The organism is Massiliimicrobium timonense (assembly GCF_002160865.1).
Lineage (GTDB): Bacteria > Bacillota_I > Bacilli_A > Erysipelotrichales > Coprobacillaceae > Allocoprobacillus.
Genome location: NZ_NFLJ01000010.1, coordinates 20,224 through 38,751 on the forward strand (window position 1 = coordinate 20,224; position 18,528 = coordinate 38,751).

The 18,528-nt window shown below is 32.6% G+C and carries 21 protein-coding genes; 3 read left to right on the top strand and 18 right to left on the bottom strand.

The window, feature by feature from the left end:
- Nucleotides 1–22 precede the first annotated feature (22 nt).
- The 11 genes from B5E75_RS04615 to B5E75_RS04665 are packed head-to-tail and all read right to left on the bottom strand — an operon-like array spanning nt 23 to nt 6,864.
- Complete coding sequence (locus tag B5E75_RS04615; protein ID WP_087357614.1) at nt 23–1,246, bottom strand: bifunctional folylpolyglutamate synthase/dihydrofolate synthase; 1,224 nt, start codon at nt 1,244–1,246, stop codon at nt 23–25.
- Nucleotides 1,246–1,899, bottom strand: a complete 654-nt coding sequence (locus B5E75_RS04620; RefSeq protein ID WP_087357615.1) for a uracil-DNA glycosylase — start codon at nt 1,897–1,899, stop codon at nt 1,246–1,248. The genes B5E75_RS04615 and B5E75_RS04620 overlap by 1 nt, the downstream gene beginning before the upstream one ends.
- The gene (locus B5E75_RS04625; RefSeq protein WP_087357616.1) at nt 1,899–2,717 is read right to left on the bottom strand and encodes a Cof-type HAD-IIB family hydrolase; all 819 of its coding nucleotides are present in this window, start codon (nt 2,715–2,717) and stop codon (nt 1,899–1,901) included. Before B5E75_RS04625 ends, B5E75_RS04620 begins: the two co-directional genes overlap by 1 nt.
- Nucleotides 2,714–3,535 carry a Cof-type HAD-IIB family hydrolase gene (locus B5E75_RS04630; RefSeq protein ID WP_087357617.1) on the bottom strand — a complete coding sequence of 274 codons (822 nt, stop codon included), beginning with the start codon at nt 3,533–3,535 and terminating at the stop codon, nt 2,714–2,716. The genes B5E75_RS04625 and B5E75_RS04630 overlap by 4 nt, the downstream gene beginning before the upstream one ends.
- Nucleotides 3,536–4,321 carry an alpha/beta hydrolase gene (locus B5E75_RS04635; RefSeq protein ID WP_087357618.1) on the bottom strand — a complete coding sequence of 262 codons (786 nt, stop codon included), beginning with the start codon at nt 4,319–4,321 and terminating at the stop codon, nt 3,536–3,538.
- A gap of 41 nt (nt 4,322–4,362) precedes the next feature.
- Nucleotides 4,363–4,656 (bottom strand): FtsB family cell division protein, encoded by a 294-nt coding sequence (locus B5E75_RS04640; RefSeq protein ID WP_087357619.1) that lies wholly within the window; start codon nt 4,654–4,656, stop codon nt 4,363–4,365.
- On the bottom strand, nt 4,617–5,039 hold the full coding sequence (gene yabQ / locus B5E75_RS14710) for a spore cortex biosynthesis protein YabQ (RefSeq protein ID WP_087357620.1): 423 nt from the start codon (nt 5,037–5,039) through the stop codon (nt 4,617–4,619). Before yabQ ends, B5E75_RS04640 begins: the two co-directional genes overlap by 40 nt.
- Nucleotides 5,039–5,332, bottom strand: a complete 294-nt coding sequence (gene yabP / locus B5E75_RS04650; protein WP_087357621.1) for a sporulation protein YabP — start codon at nt 5,330–5,332, stop codon at nt 5,039–5,041. The genes yabQ and yabP overlap by 1 nt, the downstream gene beginning before the upstream one ends.
- Nucleotides 5,333–5,388: 56 nt before the next feature.
- The gene (locus B5E75_RS04655) at nt 5,389–5,661 is read right to left on the bottom strand and encodes an RNA-binding S4 domain-containing protein (protein WP_087357622.1); all 273 of its coding nucleotides are present in this window, start codon (nt 5,659–5,661) and stop codon (nt 5,389–5,391) included.
- Nucleotides 5,652–6,170, bottom strand: a complete 519-nt coding sequence (locus B5E75_RS04660) for an AbrB/MazE/SpoVT family DNA-binding domain-containing protein (RefSeq protein ID WP_087357623.1) — start codon at nt 6,168–6,170, stop codon at nt 5,652–5,654. Before B5E75_RS04660 ends, B5E75_RS04655 begins: the two co-directional genes overlap by 10 nt.
- Nucleotides 6,171–6,174: 4 nt before the next feature.
- The gene (locus B5E75_RS04665; protein ID WP_087357624.1) at nt 6,175–6,864 is read right to left on the bottom strand and encodes a glycerophosphodiester phosphodiesterase family protein; all 690 of its coding nucleotides are present in this window, start codon (nt 6,862–6,864) and stop codon (nt 6,175–6,177) included.
- A gap of 56 nt (nt 6,865–6,920) precedes the next feature.
- Between B5E75_RS04665 and B5E75_RS04670 the strand changes: the two genes are divergently transcribed.
- Complete coding sequence (locus B5E75_RS04670) at nt 6,921–7,706, top strand: Cof-type HAD-IIB family hydrolase (RefSeq protein ID WP_087357625.1); 786 nt, start codon at nt 6,921–6,923, stop codon at nt 7,704–7,706.
- A gap of 10 nt (nt 7,707–7,716) precedes the next feature.
- On the opposite strand, the gene B5E75_RS04675 is transcribed toward B5E75_RS04670, so the two are convergent.
- From B5E75_RS04675 to B5E75_RS04695, 5 genes are all read right to left on the bottom strand, one after another.
- Nucleotides 7,717–9,357, bottom strand: a complete 1,641-nt coding sequence (locus tag B5E75_RS04675; protein ID WP_087357626.1) for a putative manganese-dependent inorganic diphosphatase — start codon at nt 9,355–9,357, stop codon at nt 7,717–7,719.
- A 15-nt stretch (nt 9,358–9,372) separates the two neighbouring features.
- Nucleotides 9,373–10,032, bottom strand: a complete 660-nt coding sequence (locus B5E75_RS04680; protein WP_087357627.1) for a helix-turn-helix transcriptional regulator — start codon at nt 10,030–10,032, stop codon at nt 9,373–9,375.
- A 91-nt stretch (nt 10,033–10,123) separates the two neighbouring features.
- Complete coding sequence (locus B5E75_RS04685; RefSeq protein WP_087357628.1) at nt 10,124–11,404, bottom strand: galactokinase; 1,281 nt, start codon at nt 11,402–11,404, stop codon at nt 10,124–10,126.
- A complete protein-coding gene (locus B5E75_RS04690; RefSeq protein WP_087357629.1) occupies nt 11,401–12,417 on the bottom strand; it encodes an aldose epimerase family protein in 1,017 nt (338 codons plus the stop codon). The genes B5E75_RS04685 and B5E75_RS04690 overlap by 4 nt, the downstream gene beginning before the upstream one ends.
- A complete protein-coding gene (locus B5E75_RS04695; protein ID WP_087357630.1) occupies nt 12,410–13,918 on the bottom strand; it encodes a UDP-glucose--hexose-1-phosphate uridylyltransferase in 1,509 nt (502 codons plus the stop codon). The genes B5E75_RS04690 and B5E75_RS04695 overlap by 8 nt, the downstream gene beginning before the upstream one ends.
- A gap of 166 nt (nt 13,919–14,084) precedes the next feature.
- On the opposite strand from B5E75_RS04695, the gene B5E75_RS04700 reads away from it, so the two are divergent.
- Nucleotides 14,085–15,089: a LacI family DNA-binding transcriptional regulator gene (locus tag B5E75_RS04700; RefSeq protein ID WP_087357631.1), complete on the top strand. Its 1,005-nt coding sequence runs from the start codon at nt 14,085–14,087 to the stop codon at nt 15,087–15,089.
- Between the two features lie 22 nt (nt 15,090–15,111).
- On the opposite strand, the gene gltA is transcribed toward B5E75_RS04700, so the two are convergent.
- Both gltA and B5E75_RS04710 read right to left on the bottom strand, forming a co-directional pair.
- A complete protein-coding gene (gene gltA / locus B5E75_RS04705) occupies nt 15,112–16,500 on the bottom strand; it encodes an NADPH-dependent glutamate synthase (RefSeq protein ID WP_087357632.1) in 1,389 nt (462 codons plus the stop codon).
- Entirely contained in the window at nt 16,500–17,348 is an 849-nt protein-coding gene (locus B5E75_RS04710) for a sulfide/dihydroorotate dehydrogenase-like FAD/NAD-binding protein (protein ID WP_087357633.1), read from the bottom strand. Before B5E75_RS04710 ends, gltA begins: the two co-directional genes overlap by 1 nt.
- A 128-nt stretch (nt 17,349–17,476) precedes the next feature.
- Here B5E75_RS04710 and B5E75_RS04715 point away from each other — a divergent pair, with 128 nt between their 5' ends.
- Nucleotides 17,477–18,265, top strand: coding sequence for a Cof-type HAD-IIB family hydrolase (locus tag B5E75_RS04715; protein WP_087357634.1), 789 nt, complete (start codon nt 17,477–17,479; stop codon nt 18,263–18,265).
- Nucleotides 18,266–18,528: the final 263 nt, after the last annotated feature.

Below are 18,528 nucleotides of genomic sequence, written 5' to 3' on the forward strand. Positions count from 1 at the left end.
CCAATGAAAGAGTTCATCTCCTTTATTGGTTTTTTGTATCTTGTGTTTGAAGATCAATCAAATATTTTCTGACACGAGAAATAAAATGTAAAGATCCCGTTACAACAATATGTTGTTTTTTAATATAAGCTGTTTGCATAGCCTCAATAAAACTATTGACAATTGTCAAATGAGGACGTGGTGCTATTGACGATAAATCAATAGCTCTTTCATCTTGGAAAGTCGTGATATAAACATGATAACCCGCCTTTAACATAGCTTCCAACATTTCATCAACATCACGATCATTTAAACATGAAAAGACAATCGCCACATCTTCCTCTTTTTTGACTCTCAGGGTTTGTAATAAAGCCTTAATACCCGGCATATTATGAGCACCATCAATGTCCACTTTCACACCTTGATAATCCAATGTTTCATAGCGTCCTTTCCATGAAGCATGTTCAATTGCCGGTTGTGTAACAATAGGATCAAGTTTAATCAGTTTAGAAGCAATTGTTAATGCCAGACGTGCATTTGTCACTTGATAAATCCCTTGATTTTCCAAAGTAAATGCCATATCACGATATCGAAAATGAAAAGGATAACGAGAAACCTGATATTCAGGAACAACATACATCACTGCACCCATAGCGTCACATTGTTCTTGAAAACGCGCTAGAATCGTCCCTTTGGTTTCACTTGTGATAAACATTTGATGAGGTTTAATAATGCCCATTTTTTCATTGATAATATCATAAATATCACCCAATTGCTTTTGATGATCTAAACCAATATTGGTAATAGCACTCACAATAGGATCAATGACATTCGTTTTATCGTTCATTCCTCCAATTCCAGTTTCAATAATACGATAATCTAAATCTAAGGATTGAAAATATGCCAACATAATTAACACATCAATTTCAAACATAGACAGTCCATCTTCTTCAATAATGGCATAATATTGATTGACATATTTTAACAAATCTTCATCACTAATAGGTATATCATCAACACGTATACGATCATTATGACAAATCAAATACGGTGAGGTAAAAGTCCCTACCTTATACCCATGAGCATTAAGTATACTGCGTAAGTAATTCACTGTTGAACCTTTTCCATTTGTCCCTGCAATATGAATCATATTTTTCTGTTTCATTAAAATATGACATTTATTTAAAGTATCTCTAAAAGCATCAATTGATCTTTTACTTCGTTTTGATTCTATGTATGCTATGGCTTCATGAACATCTGTAAACATTATCGAATCCTCCAATCTATAGGTTCTATTCCTTGACTTATTAAAAACTGATTTGTTTTAGAAAAAGGTTTAGAACCAAAAAAACCACGATAAGCAGATAAAGGTGAAGGGTGAGGGCTTGTAATCACACAATGCTTTGTCTGATCAATCATTTTAGCTTTATCAATAGCCTGTCTACCCCAAAGAATAAAGACTAAAGGCTTTTCTCTTTGATTCATCGCTTCAATGATATGATTTGTAAAAACTTCCCAGCCCTTTTCCTTATGTGAATTGGCACGATGTGCCTGAACTGTTAAAACTGTATTCAATAATAAAACTCCTTGATTTGCCCAAGCAGATAAATCTCCATGACGAGGAATCTCTATCCCAACATCATCATGTGCCTCTTTATAAATATTAACAAGACTCGGTGGAATAGGCACACCTTTAGCCACACTAAATGCCAAACCATTGGCCTGATGTTCTTCATGATAAGGATCTTGGCCAATAATCACAACTTTTATATCTTCATAATCTTTAAAATTGAAACAATGAAAAATACGTTGACGTGGTGGATAAACAGTATGAGTTTGATATTCATGATTGACAAACGCTTCTAACTGCTGATAATAAGGCATTTGACGTTCACGATCTATAATTGTTTTAAAATCCATTACAGAATAAACCTTTCAATAATTTCAGCAATAACACCTTCATTATTATCAGCCTTTGTCACAACATCACAAACTTTTTTGACATCATCCACCGCATTTCCAGCAGCTACAGACAATCCTGCCACTTCTAACATTGGTAAATCATTATAATTATCCCCCACAGCAATACATTCAGACAAATCCACGCCAATGATTTGAGCCAGATGTTTTAATCCTTCTCCTTTATCCACACCAATCTTATTAAACTCCATATAACGATTAGATGAATAACTGACAGCACACATTCCTTCTGTTATTGATTTCATTTGAGGTTCTAAACTCATCAAATAAGGAACATCTGTATTTTGAAATAAAATCTTTGATATAGGCTCATCCTTTAAAAAATCCATAGAATTCTCTGTCATAATTTCACATTCTACCTGTTGTTCTTGAATACGTTTTGCTTCTGATTCAGATAAATTAAAAACATACACTTTATCTTTTGTATAAATATGTTGACAAACATCCTGTTGTAAACCAAACTCAAAGATTTCCTTTGTTTTTTCAAAAGATAACCCTTCAAAATAAAGCAATTGATTGTTTTTATTCTCTGTTAAAGCACCACCATTAAATGAAATAACATATTCTTGAGGAATATCATATAATCCCAGTAATTTTAAATCACGTTGAATAGACATAAAACCACGTCCCGTTGCCGGAACAAACTTAACTCCTTTTTCTTTGGCTAAACGAATTAAATCAATATTTCTTTGACAAATGACATGCTGATCATTCAACAATGTTTCATCCATATCACTTGCTATCACTTTATATTTCATTTTCCATTTCCTCCCCCTATAAACTTTTCAATCACTTCTTTAACTGCTCCCTGATCATAATCTACAGTTGTCACATAATCACTGATATCTTGAATATCTTGACTGGCACCTGCCACACATACACCTAATCCTGCCATTTCAATCATTGACACATCATTATAATTATCACCAATCGCAATCACATCTTTGGTATCTATATGTAAATAATTAGCCAACCACTTTAAAGCAGCTCCTTTGCTTACACCAAGAGGATTAAATTCAAGATAGCGATAAGAAGAATAACTAATAGAAAATTGCTGTTTGATTGTTTCAGGCAAATCTTTTTCAATCGATTTTAAATAATCCATATCTGGTTTGACATACAAAAACTTCGCAATCTTAGCATCTTTCAAAAAATCCATATTATATTCATCAACAACTGAAAAAGCTGCTTTTTGGACTGTTTTTCTTTCTATTTCGCTTGGTTCTGCTCTAAATAAATAACAATGATCCAAAGTAAAAATCATCACACAAACATGATACTTCTCACCCCAATCAAAAAGTAACTTGGCTTCTTCAAATGAAAGTCCTTGAAAAGAAAGAATTTGAGCCTCTTTATTTTCAACAATCAACCCGCCATTAAAACAAATAGAATATTGATGTGACTGCTGATATGTTCCAATTTCTTTTAAAATATCTTCAATCATAGGAAAAGAACGTCCTGTGGCTGGTACAAACAAAACATCTTTCATCTGATGAATAGCATCCTGATTCATTTTTGGCACATGATGATTCACTAATAATGTTTCATCTAAATCTGATAAAATCATCTTATACATTTAAACATCCTCCTCATATAAAAAAGACATAAATAAAGGTACTCTTTCTCTCCATTCACTCTCATTATGATGAGCACCCGGAAAATAATGAACTTGTAAATTTTCTACCTTTGGTTCTAAATGTTCATAAATTTGTTGATTACTTTCTATGTACCATTGATTAATGATTTTATCATCTCCACTTTCAAATTCTCCTAAATCCAAATAGAAACGATTTGATTGATCATAATCTTGATGTTCAATAATATCTATAAATTCATCTACATAAAACCAGAACGCTGTCGATAAAGCTGCACATTTTTGAAAAACTTCAGGATATTGAAAAGCTGCATAAGCACTAATGACAGCTCCCATAGAACTCCCAACAATGCCTGTATTCTCTTTTTGCGTACGAAATCGACAATCAATATATGGTTTTAATTCATCTTTTAGCCATTCAATATAAGCCTGTCCTTCACCACCAATAATCAGTCCATCCTGTTGTGTTTCCTGATAAGAAAGCACATCATTAATCGGCCAAGGCCCATATTCATCCATACGTTTAAAGCCTTCTTCATTGCAAGGAATCGCAACCATAATGATATCCATTCCCGTTTCTTTGACATACTCTAAAAAGCCCCAGCTTATTCCACTATATGACAGATAATCAAAAAAAGCATTCTGCCCATCTTGAATATAGAGAACTGGATAATTCTTTTGTGTTCGATAATAATCATCAGGTAAATAAACTGTAATTTCACGTTCACGCTGCAATGTTTTCATTGGAAAACAAAACGAAACAAACATTTTAAAACCTCCTTTAACAAGACAAAAAAATAAGCCCGAGCTTATTTTTTTGATTCCGGTAATTTAATAACTTCTTCATCATCATCTGGAAAAATATACTGCTCTCTTGCATATCGGGCAACATAATCATCATCTGTCAAAAGTTCCACTTCCTTAGACAATTCCTGTTTTTCCTTTTGTAATTCTGCCTTTCTTTCTTCTAATTGTACAAGCTGCTGCTTTTGTCCTATGACACGATAAGCATTGACTCCTAATGTATAGATCAGCAAAGCAGAAATCCCGATATAGACAAATCCTAAGAGCTTTTTATATCTTGGTGTTTTCTTTTTTGCCATTTTTTCTTCATCCTTCCTATTCTTTTTTGTATTATACCATTAATATAACGAAAAAAGAAGATAAAAGGTGAGAATATTCTTTTGAAAAAGTGAACTATTTTCTCTAACCCATACAAAAGATAATAAGCATAATAACGACTATACACCAAATAGCCACCAAGTAAGAAAACTAAAAAATAGCCTCTGACAATTCCCTCATTAAAGAAAACAAGTCCATAAAAATAAAGAACGCCATAAATCATACCAAGACAACATTGTATAATATAACGTATCCACAAAGGAATCCCATATAAAAAACGATTCACAACATGATAAACACCAGTCATGATAAAACCAAATAAAAAGGAATAAAAAAGACATTGAAATTGTATAATTAAAGACATTATTTCAAGAGTTTATTAAACATCTTTTCTTTAGAATGTTGTTTCTTCTTATCTGACACATAACTGATACTATCAATATTTCCTCGAATACTTACTTCATTTTGATCTTGATCCAAACGTACCAGAGTCAATTCACTCCCTGTAATATTTAAATATCCTAAAGATGTTTCAATCAAAAACTCATAAGCATCAAAACTCTCTATCTTTTTGACACCAGTTAACTCCAAACTCTTACGATCCTTTAAACACACATGATGATATGGTGTCTGTTCAAAATGTAAACTATTATCCATATTCAACCCTCCTATACCAACATATGTTGATTTCCTCTTTTTATGCAAAAAGAGGTTTACAAAATCGTAACCTCCTCTTTCTTCTTTTCTTCAATAATATCATATAACATATGGCTATCATCCTTTAAAACATGATCCCTTAATTCATTAACCTTCACAACCAATATACTACGACCAAATTCAATCTCAATGATATCTCCAATTTTTAATTTTGTAGATGGTTTAGCCACTTTGCCATTCACCTTGACACGTGATGCTTCACTCATCTCCTTTGATAACGTTCTTCTTTTAATAATTCTCGAAACTTTTAAAAATTTATCTAAACGCATGACTCTAATTCCTCCTCAATAATATCTCTTACAAATTCCAGTAATGCCTGATCTATTAAATAATAAGGCGTCTGATGACTTAACATCAGCAAAGCTCCTTGTACAACCTGTTCATAAAGCAAAGGAAAAATGGTTACTTTTTCCTCTTTCCCATAAAACTCCATCGTGATTTCTATTTGTTGTTCTCTTTTTTGTAATTGCAATAAAAAATCTTTAGATAATTCACGTCTTTGATATTTTGCCAGACCATCAGAAGAACAGACGACGATACATCTTTTATCACACAATAAAAATGTATTATGATATTTACTATAAAGACGTTCTAATAAAATTTGAATCGTAGGACTCAGTTTGTATAACATCGAAAACTTCGTTAAAATGATATGATTGTGTTCAACCGCAAAAGAAACACTCTCACCTTCCTTCAACATTAACTGTTTTCTAATTTCCTTAGGAATCACAATTCTCCCTAAATCATCAATTCTTCTGACCATACCTGTTGTTTTCATCTTTTCACCTCAAATATTCATTTGATATTAGTATATCCACTCCTAATTCTTTTAATCTTTGATATTCTTTAAAATCCGGAATTGTCCACGATGCAGTGAAAATATGATGTTTTTTTAATTGTTTCATTCTCTCTAAATCCAAAAAATCATAACGTGGATGAAAAGCCTGAATATGATATTTCAATAATTCATGATACTTTTGTTCATAATCATTTTCCATCAAATAACCAACATAAGATTTTGGGGCAATTTCTTTCATCTTCAATACTGAAGATAAAGAAAACGAAGAATAATAAATCTGCTTTTCAACTCTCAATGCTTTGACAAGAGCATGAACTTTTTCTTCAATACCTTGATAAGCAATCACATCTGTCTTTAATTCAATATTCACAACAAATTCTTTATCTTGAATAAATGTCAATAAATCCTCCAACAAAGGCAATGGATAAAAGCCCTCTTTGCCACATGAAAAAGAATATTCCTGTAACTTGGCATAAGTATAATCTTGAATAAAACCATGACCATTACTCGTACGATCAATTGTTTCATCATGAATCAAGACCAGTTGCCCATCTTTCGTCATATGAACATCTGTTTCCACACCATCAAAACCTTTTTGATAAGCCTGTACAAAAGCTTCCATTGTATTTTCTGGATAACATGCACTATATCCACGATGTGCTAATAATTTCATATCTTTATCACCTTCACTATGGTATAATATTATACTATAAATGTGAGGTGTTACAAATGATAAAAGCAATCTTTTTTGATATTGATGGCACATTATTATCCCATCAAAGTCAAAGCGTTCCTGCATCAACAAAAAAAGCTTTGAAAATACTTAAAGAAAAAGGCATTTATACTTTCATTGCAACAGGAAGACATATTTCTGAAATCAAGGATTTACCTTTAGATGATTTAGAATTTGAAGGATATATTACCCTCAATGGTCAATATTGTTATAACAAAGAGGGGGTTATTTACGACTTACCCATTGATCCACAAGATATTCAACAAATTCTTTCTTTCATTGATCAAAAACCATTTCCTTGTATTTTTGTTGAAGATGAGAAAATGTATATCAATTATCACAACCAGGCTGTTGAAACAGTTCAAAAAGCCATTTCTACCCCTTTACCCGAATTAGGCAATTTAAAACGTGGTTTGACTCATCCCATTTACCAAGTCATTCCTTATGATATAACCATTGAACAAGAACAAGAAATTCTCCAACAGATGCCCCATTGTCAATATACTCGTTGGCATGATTTAGCCATTGATATCATTCCTCAAAATGGTGGGAAACAAAATGGTATTTTAGAAGTTTTAAAAAACTACCATATCTCTATTGATGAAACAATGGCATTTGGTGATGGGCATAATGATATAGACATGTTAAAATTAGTGAATATTGGTATTGCGATGGGAAATGCCAATGATGAAGTCAAAGAAGCTGCTGATGAAGTGACTGATAATATTGATCATGATGGAATTTATAAAGCACTTAAAAAGCATCATCTCATTGATGAGTGATGCTTTCTTTTTATTGTGTTAAAACTTCAGTAATAACAGGTACAACTTGTTTTTTTCTTGAAATAACTCCTGGTAAACTTGCCTGCTGATCAACAAGTTCAACATGGAATGCTGTTTCTACATAATCTTTGCGTGGCCCTGCAACCAATACTTCACTTGTCGCATTGATGACATCAGTCAATAATAGCATTGTAAATTCCATATGATTATCTTTAGCCACTTGATCCATATAATCAAGCATATCTTTTTTATATGGAGCAAAGCCTTCAATATCCATTGTATTGACCTGAGCTACACCAGCAGATAAATCACCAAATGTAAATTTCTTATAATCCTGATTAAAGATTTCTTCTACTGTTTTTCCAACAAGTGATGTCCCTGCTTTAAACATACTCATACCAAACTCTTGGATATCAACACCAGCAATTTTAGCCAATTCTTTAGCCATCTTTGTATCAGTTGGTGTACATGTAGGAGATTTAAACAACAATGTATCACTGATGATTGCCCCTAGCATTAACCCTGCCATGTCTTGAGGAATATCAATTCCTGCTTCCTTATAACATTTTGCGACAATAGTTGCTGTACATCCGACCGGTTCCGCTCTAAATAAAACTGGTCCTATTGTTTGAATATCAGCCACTCTATGATGATCAATAATCTCTAAGATTTCTGCTTCTTCAATACCATCAATCGCCTGACTTCTTTCATTATGATCGACTTGAATAACTTTCTTTTTCATCCCATTTAACACTTGATAACGTGAAATAGATCCAACAACTCTACCCATAAAATCAATCACTGGGTAACTACGATAACGTGTTTCACTCATGACCTCTTTAACATAATCGACTGTATCATCCGTTGAAAAAGTTGTTAAACCACCTTTTTGCATCACATATTCTACTGGTACAGCCTGAATGATTTGTTGTGATGCCATAAATGTATTAAATGGTGTAGAAATCACACTTATATGTGCATCCATACATTGTTGTAATAATTCCTTAGAAATGGTTAATGAACCTGTTAAAATCACTAATGATATTTTCTTATTCATTAACCGTTCAATCGCTTCATCACGATCTCCACCAACAATCACTACATCATTTTCATGCACACGTTTACTCGCTTCTTCACCAGTCATAGCGGCAATATGAATTTCACCTTTAATTGTTTTTAATTGTTTATCTAAATAAAGAATACTTGCATCCAATGTATCAATCACATTTTCAATCGGTGTATTCGCTTCTTTTAAAATCAAACTATCCCATTGATCCATATATCCTTCAATAATATTAGAAGTTGATAACAATCCCAATAACTGACTATGATCATCTAAAACAGGTGCACTCTTTAAATTCTGTTGTTTCATTAAAGACCAAGCTGTTTTTAAAGTCAATTCCTTAGAAAAAACAGTTACCTTATCATATTCTAAATCTTCTACTGTCTGTTTTACTGTTTTTAATAAAACAGGAATTTCAGTATGAAATCTTTTCAAAATATATTCTGTTTCCTTATTGATTTCACCTAATCTCACAGGCACCGCATTATAACGCCCTATTCTAAATAAATAATCAGCATAAGCAATCGCACTACAGATAGAATCGCTATCAGGATTTTTATGCCCACTTACAAAAACAATATCTTTCATGTCTATCCCCTTTCCTTACATCTTCTTTAAATAACGATAGATAGTCGGTTCACTTACAGCCAGTTTTTCAGCCACAAGCACAATAGCTCCTTTGACCTTAAACGTTCCTTTTTCCTGTAAATATTTAACCACTTTAATCTTTTCTTCCACATTTAATCTTTCTACAAGAAAATAACTTGGAAATCCCATCTGTTCTAAACACTCTTTAATATATTTATCAATCATCTCATCTAAAGGTGAAGATAAAATCTCAATTGGATTATCCAACTTAAATTCCACATCTTTACGTTCTTTAATACCTAAAATTCTCTTTAACGTTGTTTCGATATACTCATAGTCTGAAATATTGACATTTATACAAAGCATACCCACAGGCATTTCATGCCCCTCTTCTTTAATAAAATAAGTAGCTGAACGAAGTAACTTTCCATCATTACCTGTTGTTTTATAGTTCATGACATAATCATGATCCTTATACTGCTTCGTTTTCAAATAATGAATAGATAAATTCGATAGCTTAGCGCCTATTTCTCTACCAGAAATATAACCATTTGCAATTGCAACAATTTCCTGCTCTTTGGAAGTGAGATCATGAAGTGCTACTTCAACATTATCACCTAAAGATTCTCCTAGAAAATCAACTAATTTTGCATAGGGTTCTAATAATTTATACATGAATTTCGCCTCCATTGCAATTATACACTAATTTTTTTAAAAGAGATAGCTTTTTTATCATGATAAGAAAAAAAGCCGGATTAAATCCAGCTTAATCAATAACTTTCATACCACCATATTTTCTAATCTTTAAAATATGACAGCTTCCTTCACCAAAATATTTTTCAATACTTTGTTTATATGTTTCAACATAATCATCTTCTACAAAAGCTTGAATTGTTCCAGCAAAACCACCACCATGAACACGACATACTCCATGTGTTCCTAATAAATCTTCAGACAATGCAAGAGCTAAAGAAACAGCCTGTTGTCCAACATAGTGATTAGAATAAATATTTTGAAGATATTTAAATGAACTTTCTCCTGAAGCTTTGACAACTTCTTTAAAGGCATCAAAGTCTTCATCTTTTAATGATTGAACAGCTTTTTGAACACGTTTATTTTCATTAAATACATGAATAGCTCTTAATACTGCTCGATCATTTGTCGCTTCCCTCACTTCTGTAAAATGACGATAGAAGTCTTCTTCACTGACATCTCTTAAATATTCCTGATGGAAGAAATGATCAACTTCTTTTAATTCTTCTGGAATAGAAGCATAATCTGCTGTTAAATCAGCATGTGAAGCATGAACATCAACAATACACAAACTATGATGGAAACGTGGAAAATCAACATTTATTTTTTCTACAACAGGATTATCATCATCCTTGAAATCAATGTGAATCAAACTTCCCACTGAACATGCACATTGATCCATCAAACCACATGGTTTACCAAAATAAACATTTTCACTATATTGACCAATTTTTGCAATTGTGACAGGGTCTACTTTCATATCATTATACATACCAGAAAGAACCGTTCCAATCATGACTTCAAATGCAGCCGAAGAAGATAATCCAGATCCCTGCAAAACATCACTTGTCATATAGCCCACAAAACCACCAGTCTGGTAATTGAGTTGCTGAAATCTTGCCAGAATACCACGAATCAATCCTTCTGATGATTCTTTTTCATTTTCTCTTAATGTCATATCATTGATATCTATGGCTGCAATATCATAATCATCAGATAAAATTTTAATCTTAGCATCATCTTTTGCAACGACTGCAATAATATCTAAATTAATAGCTGCAGCCAATACTTCACCATGTTGATGATCAGTATGATTTCCACAAACCTCGCTTCTTCCAGGTGTACTATAAATCGTAATCTCCTGATCTCCATAAAGCTCTATAAATTTTTCAATAGCTTGAATATATCTTGCTTTTTGATACTCTAGTTGTTGTAAATCCATATAAACATCTAATAACATATCATTATATACATTATTTTGAATATCTTGAATAACTAAACTTGCTTTTTTCATGATTGTATCACTTTAAACTGATATGATGTTGTTTCATCATAAGTTTCTCCTTTTCTTAAGATTGTTGTTGGTTGTTCTTCTAAATGAATCGCATCAGGCATATTTTGTGTTTCAATACAAATAGCATCTCTTGCATAATAATGTTCTCCATATTTTCCTAATCGCCCATCTAAAAAGTTTGCTGTATATATTTGAGCCTGTGGTAACGTTGTTGATACAATTAACTGTCTTCCCGTTGATGGATGCGTCAAAATAACTTGATTTTCATGGACATCAAATATAAATGGATGATCAAAACCATTTCCAGTTTTTAATTGTTCATCATCCTGTTCTACTCTTTCGCCAATAAAGGCAGGTTGTCTAAAATCAAATGGTGTTTCTGCAACATCTTTCAATTCACCAGTTGTTAAACCATCGGAGTCAACACAGGCAAATTGGGATGCATGAATCTGTAAAGTATGCTGATAAATGTTTTCTTTATGTCCTGACAAATTAAAATAAGAGTGATTTGTAATATTAATCAATGTATCAGCTGTAGATGTTGCTTGATAGTGTACCTTTAAAGTATCATCTATTAATGTATAAGTCACTGTCAAATCCAAATCACCAGGATACCCTTCTTGTCCATCAGGAGATAAATAATGGAAAACAAGTGTATGGTCATCTTGAATCGTATAATCAAAAACTTGATAACTGAAGCCTTTGATACCACCATGCAAGTGATTAGGTCCATTATTCACAGCCAAATGATAAGTTTGTCCATGAAGGGTAAATTCACCTTTTTTAATTCTATTTGCAACCCTTCCAACCAATGCTCCTAAATAAGCATCTAATGTCTGATACTGTGTAAAATCATCATATCCTAAAACGACATCATCTTTATGACCATTTTTATCGGCCATAATCACTTTGATAATTGTACATCCATAATTAGATACAACAACTTCAAGTTGCTCATTTTTCATCGCAATCATATCAATGCGATCATCAATATGTTGAATAACTTCAATCATGATTATCTTCCTCCTTACGTAATGATTCAACAAAGTCACAAAAAGCATCAATACCTTCATCATTCATTTTAAAAACACCAGCATCTTCTAGAACTTCTACAAATTTTATTGTCAAGGCTGTTTTTAAAACATCATCTACATTATCTTCTTGAATTTGATATTGTTCTTTGATTTCATTATACCATAATTCATGTTTTTGTAATTCAGGATAATCACTAATTTGTTTTTTCTGTAATAAACAATCTTTTAATAATTCCAGTTCATTTTTTAATCTGGCTGGTAAAACAGCTAATCCCATCACCTCTATCAATCCTATATTTTCTTTTTTAATATGATGTAAAGATGCATGAGGATGGAAAATACCATCTGGATATTCTTGAGATGTACGATTATTTCTTAAAACAAGGTCCATTTGATATTGTTGATTCTTCATTCTTGCGATAGGAGTGATAGTATTATGTGGTATATCATCTGTATGTGAGAGAATATCTAAAGCAGGGTTAGAATAGTGTTTCCATGCTTTCAACGTTCTTGAAGCAAAATCAATGATTTCCTGTGGATTGGAAGAAGTTATTCTTATCGTTGAAAGTGGCCATTTCAATATCTCAATCTTTGATTGAGGAAAATCTTCAAATGTTAATGTTTGAATCACATCAGCATTATTCATTGCAAATTCATAACATCCACCTTGAAAATGATCATGTGTTAAAATTGATCCTCCAACAATCGGTAAATCCGCATTAGAACCTAACATATAATGAGGAAACTGTTCAACAAAGGATAAAAGATGTTGAAACGTATCTTGATTAATCACCATAGGAATATGTTCTTTATTGAAAACGATACAGTGTTCATTATAATAAACGTAAGGTGAATATTGAAAATAATAGTCTTGCCCATTCAATTTCAATGGAATAATACGGTGGTTTTGTCTGGCAGGACGATTAAAATCTCCACTAAATCCTACATTTTCTTTACATAATAAACACTTTGGATAACCACTTGTTTTGACAAGTTTTGCTTTCGCAATATCTTTAGGATCTTTTTCTGGTTTTGATAAATTAATCGTGATATCTATTAAACCATATTTATAATATTTTTGAAAACGAATATTCTGATCAGTACGATCTTTACGAATATAATGGGAATCAATGGAAAGATTATAAAAATATTGTGTTGCTTTTTGGGGTGAATGTGCATAGCGGCGATAAAATGTCTGCACAACTTCACTTGGTCTAGGCATTAAACAATTCATTAGACGTGTATCAAATAAATCTTTTTCTACAATGCTGTCTTCAATGATGCCTTGTTCAACTGCATAATTTAACATTTTCTCTAAAATGGGTGTACAATCACCAATCACTTCATGAATATCTTCTCTTTCAAATTCATTGATATTTAACAAATCCAGTAATAAATTTGTTGCATAATCTCTATCAGCTTCTTGTATTAACTGACGATCTAATCCATATTGTATTAACTGATTAATTGCATGGTTCATATTTTGTCCTCCTCATTATCTACCTATACCATACCACGCTTCTTAGAAAACTTCAAATATTTTTTACTTATTATTTAAGTAAATTTTTACTTATTGAGATATTCTTTGAAATATCATAGCATTTTCATGTGTTTTCCTATATAATAAAGAAAATAAGGAGGTAACTATGGCCACTTTAAAAGATATTGCCCAACTGGCAGATGTTTCAATTGCGACAGTTTCACGTATTCTTAATGACGATCCTACTCTAAGCGTCCCTCCCCAGACAAGAGAAAATGTACTTGAAGCCGCCAAAAAACTTCAATATCATAAAAAGAAAAAAAATGATCCAAACATTCATATCTGTTTAATTCAATGGTATTCTTTACAACAGGAAATCCATGATCCTTATTATTTAACTTTACGTCATGGTGTAGAAGACTATTGTGCAAAAAATGGTATTATATTAAGGAGAATTTTTAAAGATGATGTTCATATTGAAAAATCTTTAAAAGGTATTGATGGGATTATCTGTTTAGGGAAATTTAGTAAAAAACATATTGAAACATTAAAAAAATATAATGATTCTATTATTTTGTTAGATATGGATTACGAAAATTTAAAAGAATGTTCGATTGTATTAGATTTTGATTTAGCTTTAAAACAAGCTTTAACATATCTAAAGAACTTAGGTCATCATAAAATCGGTTATTTAGGTGCTATTGAATATCTAGATGATGGTTTAGCTTATGAAGATATCAGAAAACAGGCATTTATCAAATATGCGACAGAGTATCAATTAGAATATGAAGATTATCTTTTAGAAGGAGAGTTTACAAGTGAATCTGGTTATGCGATGATGGTAAGTATGATTCAATCCCATCATTTACCAACAGCTCTCTTTGCGGCGAGTGATCCTATTGCGATGGGGGCTATGAAAGCTTTAAATGATTATGGATTCCATATTCCAGAAGATATCTCTATTATTGGATTTGATAATATTGATGCCAGTAACTATACATATCCACCACTTACAACTTTTTACGCTCCAGCTTTTGATATGGGGCAATTTGGAGCAAAACTTCTCCATCAGGCAATTAAAGATCATACCAAACTATTACCTATGCGTATTCAACTTCCTTGTTATCTGGTGGAAAGAGAATCATGTAAAGCTGTGCAAAAAAACGATTAGAAAGACTCTAATCGCTTTTTATTTATTTCTGTTTTAAAGCTTCATCAATAGCTTGGGCAGCTTTTTTTCCAGCACCCATTGCTAAAATAACAGTTGCTGCTCCAGTCACGACATCGCCACCAGCATAGACACCTTCCTTAGATGTTTTCATTGTTTCTTCATCAACAATAATTCCACCCCATTTTTGTGTATCTAAGCCCGGTGTTGTCTGTCTAATCAATGGATTTGGACTTTGTCCAATGGAAACAATAACAGTTCCTGTTTCAATCACAAAGTTTGAACCTTCCTTAACAACCGGTCTTTTTCTACCACTTTCATCTGGTTCTCCCAGTTCCATTTCTACACATTCCATAGATTTTACCCATCCGTCTTCACCTTCAATTTTAACCGGATTTGTCAACAACTTAAAGATGATACCTTCTTCTTTAGCGTGATGCACTTCTTCAGCTCTGGCAGGAATTTCCTGTTCTCCACGACGATAGACGATATAAACATTTTTAGCTCCAAGACGTTTGGCTGTTCTGGCTGCATCCATCGCAACATTTCCTGCTCCAATCACACACACAGTATCACTAATTTTCACTGGTGTTGGATGCTTTGGAAATTCATAACCTTTCATTAAATTCACACGTGTTAAAAACTCATTAGCGGCATAAACACCATTTAAATTTTCACCCGGAATCCCTTGAAAACGAGGAAGTCCAGCTCCACTTCCTACAAAGATAGCTGCATAACCTTCTTCCTGTAATTCATCAATTGTTATGGAACGTCCAACAACAACGTTTGTTTCAAACTTAACACCTAAATCAGCTACCCCATCAATTTCTTTTTGTACCAAATCTTTAGGCAAACGAAATTCTGGAATACCATATGATAAAACGCCTCCTGTTTTGTGCAAAGCCTCAAAAACAGTGACATCATATCCTTTTTTCGCAAGTTCTCCAGCACAAGTCATTCCAGCTGGTCCACTTCCAACTACAGCTACTTTGATACCATTTTTTTCAATATGATTTTCTTTCTTCTTTCCATGATCACGGTGATAATCTGCAACAAATCTTTCTAAACGTCCAATTCCAACAGACTCACCTTTAATTCCTCTGACACATTTTCCTTCACATTGATTTTCTTGAGGACAAACACGCCCACAAATGGCAGGTAAAGCATTTTCTTGAGTTATAATTTCATAGGCTTCTTCAAAATGACCTTTGGCAACTTCACTGATAAATTCAGGAATAGGAACACCTACAGGACACCCATTCTTACATGGACTATGTCTACAATTTAAACATCTTGTTGCTTCTTCCATTGCCTGTTCTTCTGTATATCCTAAGGCAACTTCCTGAAAATTCTGGTTTCTCACTTGAGGTTCCTGCTCAGGCATTTTCACCTTTTCCAATGACATATTTGGCATTATTTGACACCTCCCATTAAATTACACATACGATTGGCTTGTTCATCCATTTGATGTTCTTCTTCTTTAAACATTCTTTGACGTGCCATCAATTCATCAAAATCAACTTGTAATCCATCAAAATCTGGTCCATCAACACAAGCAAATTTAATTTTTCCATCCACAGTTACACGACAACATCCACACATACCTGTTCCATCAATCATAATCGGATTTAATGAAACAGAAGTTTTGATATTATGAGGCTTTGTAACGCCAACAACCGCTTTCATCATTGGTACAGGACCTATCGCAATGACTTCATCAATAGATTCTCCTTGATCAATTAAATCAGCTAAAACTTGTGTGACAAATCCTTTTTGACCTAATGACCCATCATCTGTTGTGATATAAATATTCTTACAGAATTTTCTAAATTCATCAGCCCATAAAACATATTGAGCTTCTCTACCACCAATAATAACATCAACATCAACACCCATTTGTGCTAACGCTCTTAATTGTGGATAAAGTGGGGCACTTCCAACACCCCCTGCAACACCGACAACGTGTTTAGAAGCATGTAATTTTGTTGGTTCTCCTAATGGACCTACAAAGTCAGTAATATCATCGCCTTCATTTAACAATGCCAATGCTTTTGTAGAATACCCAACAATTTGATAAATAATTGTAATTGTTTCTTTTTCTCTATCATAATCAGCAATTGTCAATGGAATTCTTTCACCATCTTCTCCAACCCTTAAAATGATAAACTGTCCCGGTTCACATTTTCTAGATACATGGGGTGCATGAACTACCATCAACTCTACAACATCATTTAATTTTTCTTTGTGTAAAATCTTATACATCTCTATCTACCCCTCTCATAGTTTAAAAAATTATATCATAGAGATAAATTTTTCGCAATACAACATCATCATTATCTCTTGACCATATCCTTTAGAAAGCTTATGATATGAAAAAAGGAGAAATATTTATGCAGACAAAACTTATCTTTTTTGATATAGACGGAACATTAATTGATGAAAAAACAGGAACAATTCCTCCATCAACAATCCAAGCCATTTTACAGGCTCAAGCCAATAGTCATCTTTGTTTCATTAATACCGGTCGTCCATTTTCAACCATTGATTCAATGATTAGAAACATCCCTTTTGATGGCTATATCTGTGGTTGTGGCACTTACATTCAATATCATCATCAGCCCCTATTTCACGCTCAATTAAATACTAATCTAAAACATAAAGTAATCCAAAGCATTTATCAACATCAAGTTGATGCTATGCTGGAAGGCTATGATGGTGTTTATTTTTCTAAAAATTTGAAGCACCCTTTTATTCAATCTATCCAAAAACATTATCAAGACATCGGTTTTCACACAGGAAGTTTTACTTCTCATGATGATGTTTCCTTTGATAAATTAACAATCTGGTATCAACCTCATACTGATATTGAATCTTTTAAACAAGAATTACAGGATGACTTCCATATTATTCAAAGAGATATCGATTTTTTAGAAATCGTCCCTTTCCCTTATTCTAAAGCTTCAGGCATCCAATATATCATTGATCATCTTGGATATACAATAAAAGATACTATCAGTATTGGTGATTCAACAAATGATCTTCCAATGTTAAAATATACTCATGATTCTGTAGCTATGGGTAACAGCAATCCCCTTTTATTTCATGAAGTTTCTTATATAACAACAGATGTTGACAATCATGGTATATTTAACGCTTTAAAACACTTTCAAATTATATAAAAAAAGAACGTGGGGAAACGTTCTTTTTTATATATAGACGAAATTTATAATATAGGGAGAGGGGTCGTCTATATTTGATATTATATGTCTTGTCTTAAGACATCTATATATTAACTGAGTCATATGAATTTACTGTGAATTTTATGAGAACTTTATGTGAACTTTTATATTTACAAACAAAAAAGAACGTGGGGAAAACGTTCTTCTTTATTTATAGACGATAATTTATAGGGAGAGGGTCGTCTATATTTGATATTATATGT

Coding starts and splice junctions, on each gene's coding strand:
- B5E75_RS04615 (WP_087357614.1), bottom strand. CDS start 1,246: ATGTTTACAGATGTTCATGAAGCCATAGCATACATAGAATCAAAACGA.
- B5E75_RS04620 (WP_087357615.1), bottom strand. CDS start 1,899: ATGGATTTTAAAACAATTATAGATCGTGAACGTCAAATGCCTTATTAT.
- B5E75_RS04625 (WP_087357616.1), bottom strand. CDS start 2,717: ATGAAATATAAAGTGATAGCAAGTGATATGGATGAAACATTGTTGAAT.
- B5E75_RS04630 (WP_087357617.1), bottom strand. CDS start 3,535: ATGTATAAGATGATTTTATCAGATTTAGATGAAACATTATTAGTGAAT.
- B5E75_RS04635 (WP_087357618.1), bottom strand. CDS start 4,321: ATGTTTGTTTCGTTTTGTTTTCCAATGAAAACATTGCAGCGTGAACGT.
- B5E75_RS04640 (WP_087357619.1), bottom strand. CDS start 4,656: ATGGCAAAAAAGAAAACACCAAGATATAAAAAGCTCTTAGGATTTGTC.
- yabQ (WP_087357620.1), bottom strand. CDS start 5,039: ATGTCTTTAATTATACAATTTCAATGTCTTTTTTATTCCTTTTTATTT.
- yabP (WP_087357621.1), bottom strand. CDS start 5,332: ATGGATAATAGTTTACATTTTGAACAGACACCATATCATCATGTGTGT.
- B5E75_RS04655 (WP_087357622.1), bottom strand. CDS start 5,661: ATGCGTTTAGATAAATTTTTAAAAGTTTCGAGAATTATTAAAAGAAGA.
- B5E75_RS04660 (WP_087357623.1), bottom strand. CDS start 6,170: ATGAAAACAACAGGTATGGTCAGAAGAATTGATGATTTAGGGAGAATT.
- B5E75_RS04665 (WP_087357624.1), bottom strand. CDS start 6,864: ATGAAATTATTAGCACATCGTGGATATAGTGCATGTTATCCAGAAAAT.
- B5E75_RS04670 (WP_087357625.1), top strand. CDS start 6,921: ATGATAAAAGCAATCTTTTTTGATATTGATGGCACATTATTATCCCAT.
- B5E75_RS04675 (WP_087357626.1), bottom strand. CDS start 9,357: ATGAAAGATATTGTTTTTGTAAGTGGGCATAAAAATCCTGATAGCGAT.
- B5E75_RS04680 (WP_087357627.1), bottom strand. CDS start 10,032: ATGTATAAATTATTAGAACCCTATGCAAAATTAGTTGATTTTCTAGGA.
- B5E75_RS04685 (WP_087357628.1), bottom strand. CDS start 11,404: ATGAAAAAAGCAAGTTTAGTTATTCAAGATATTCAAAATAATGTATAT.
- B5E75_RS04690 (WP_087357629.1), bottom strand. CDS start 12,417: ATGATTGAAGTTATTCAACATATTGATGATCGCATTGATATGATTGCG.
- B5E75_RS04695 (WP_087357630.1), bottom strand. CDS start 13,918: ATGAACCATGCAATTAATCAGTTAATACAATATGGATTAGATCGTCAG.
- B5E75_RS04700 (WP_087357631.1), top strand. CDS start 14,085: ATGGCCACTTTAAAAGATATTGCCCAACTGGCAGATGTTTCAATTGCG.
- gltA (WP_087357632.1), bottom strand. CDS start 16,500: ATGCCAAATATGTCATTGGAAAAGGTGAAAATGCCTGAGCAGGAACCT.
- B5E75_RS04710 (WP_087357633.1), bottom strand. CDS start 17,348: ATGTATAAGATTTTACACAAAGAAAAATTAAATGATGTTGTAGAGTTG.
- B5E75_RS04715 (WP_087357634.1), top strand. CDS start 17,477: ATGCAGACAAAACTTATCTTTTTTGATATAGACGGAACATTAATTGAT.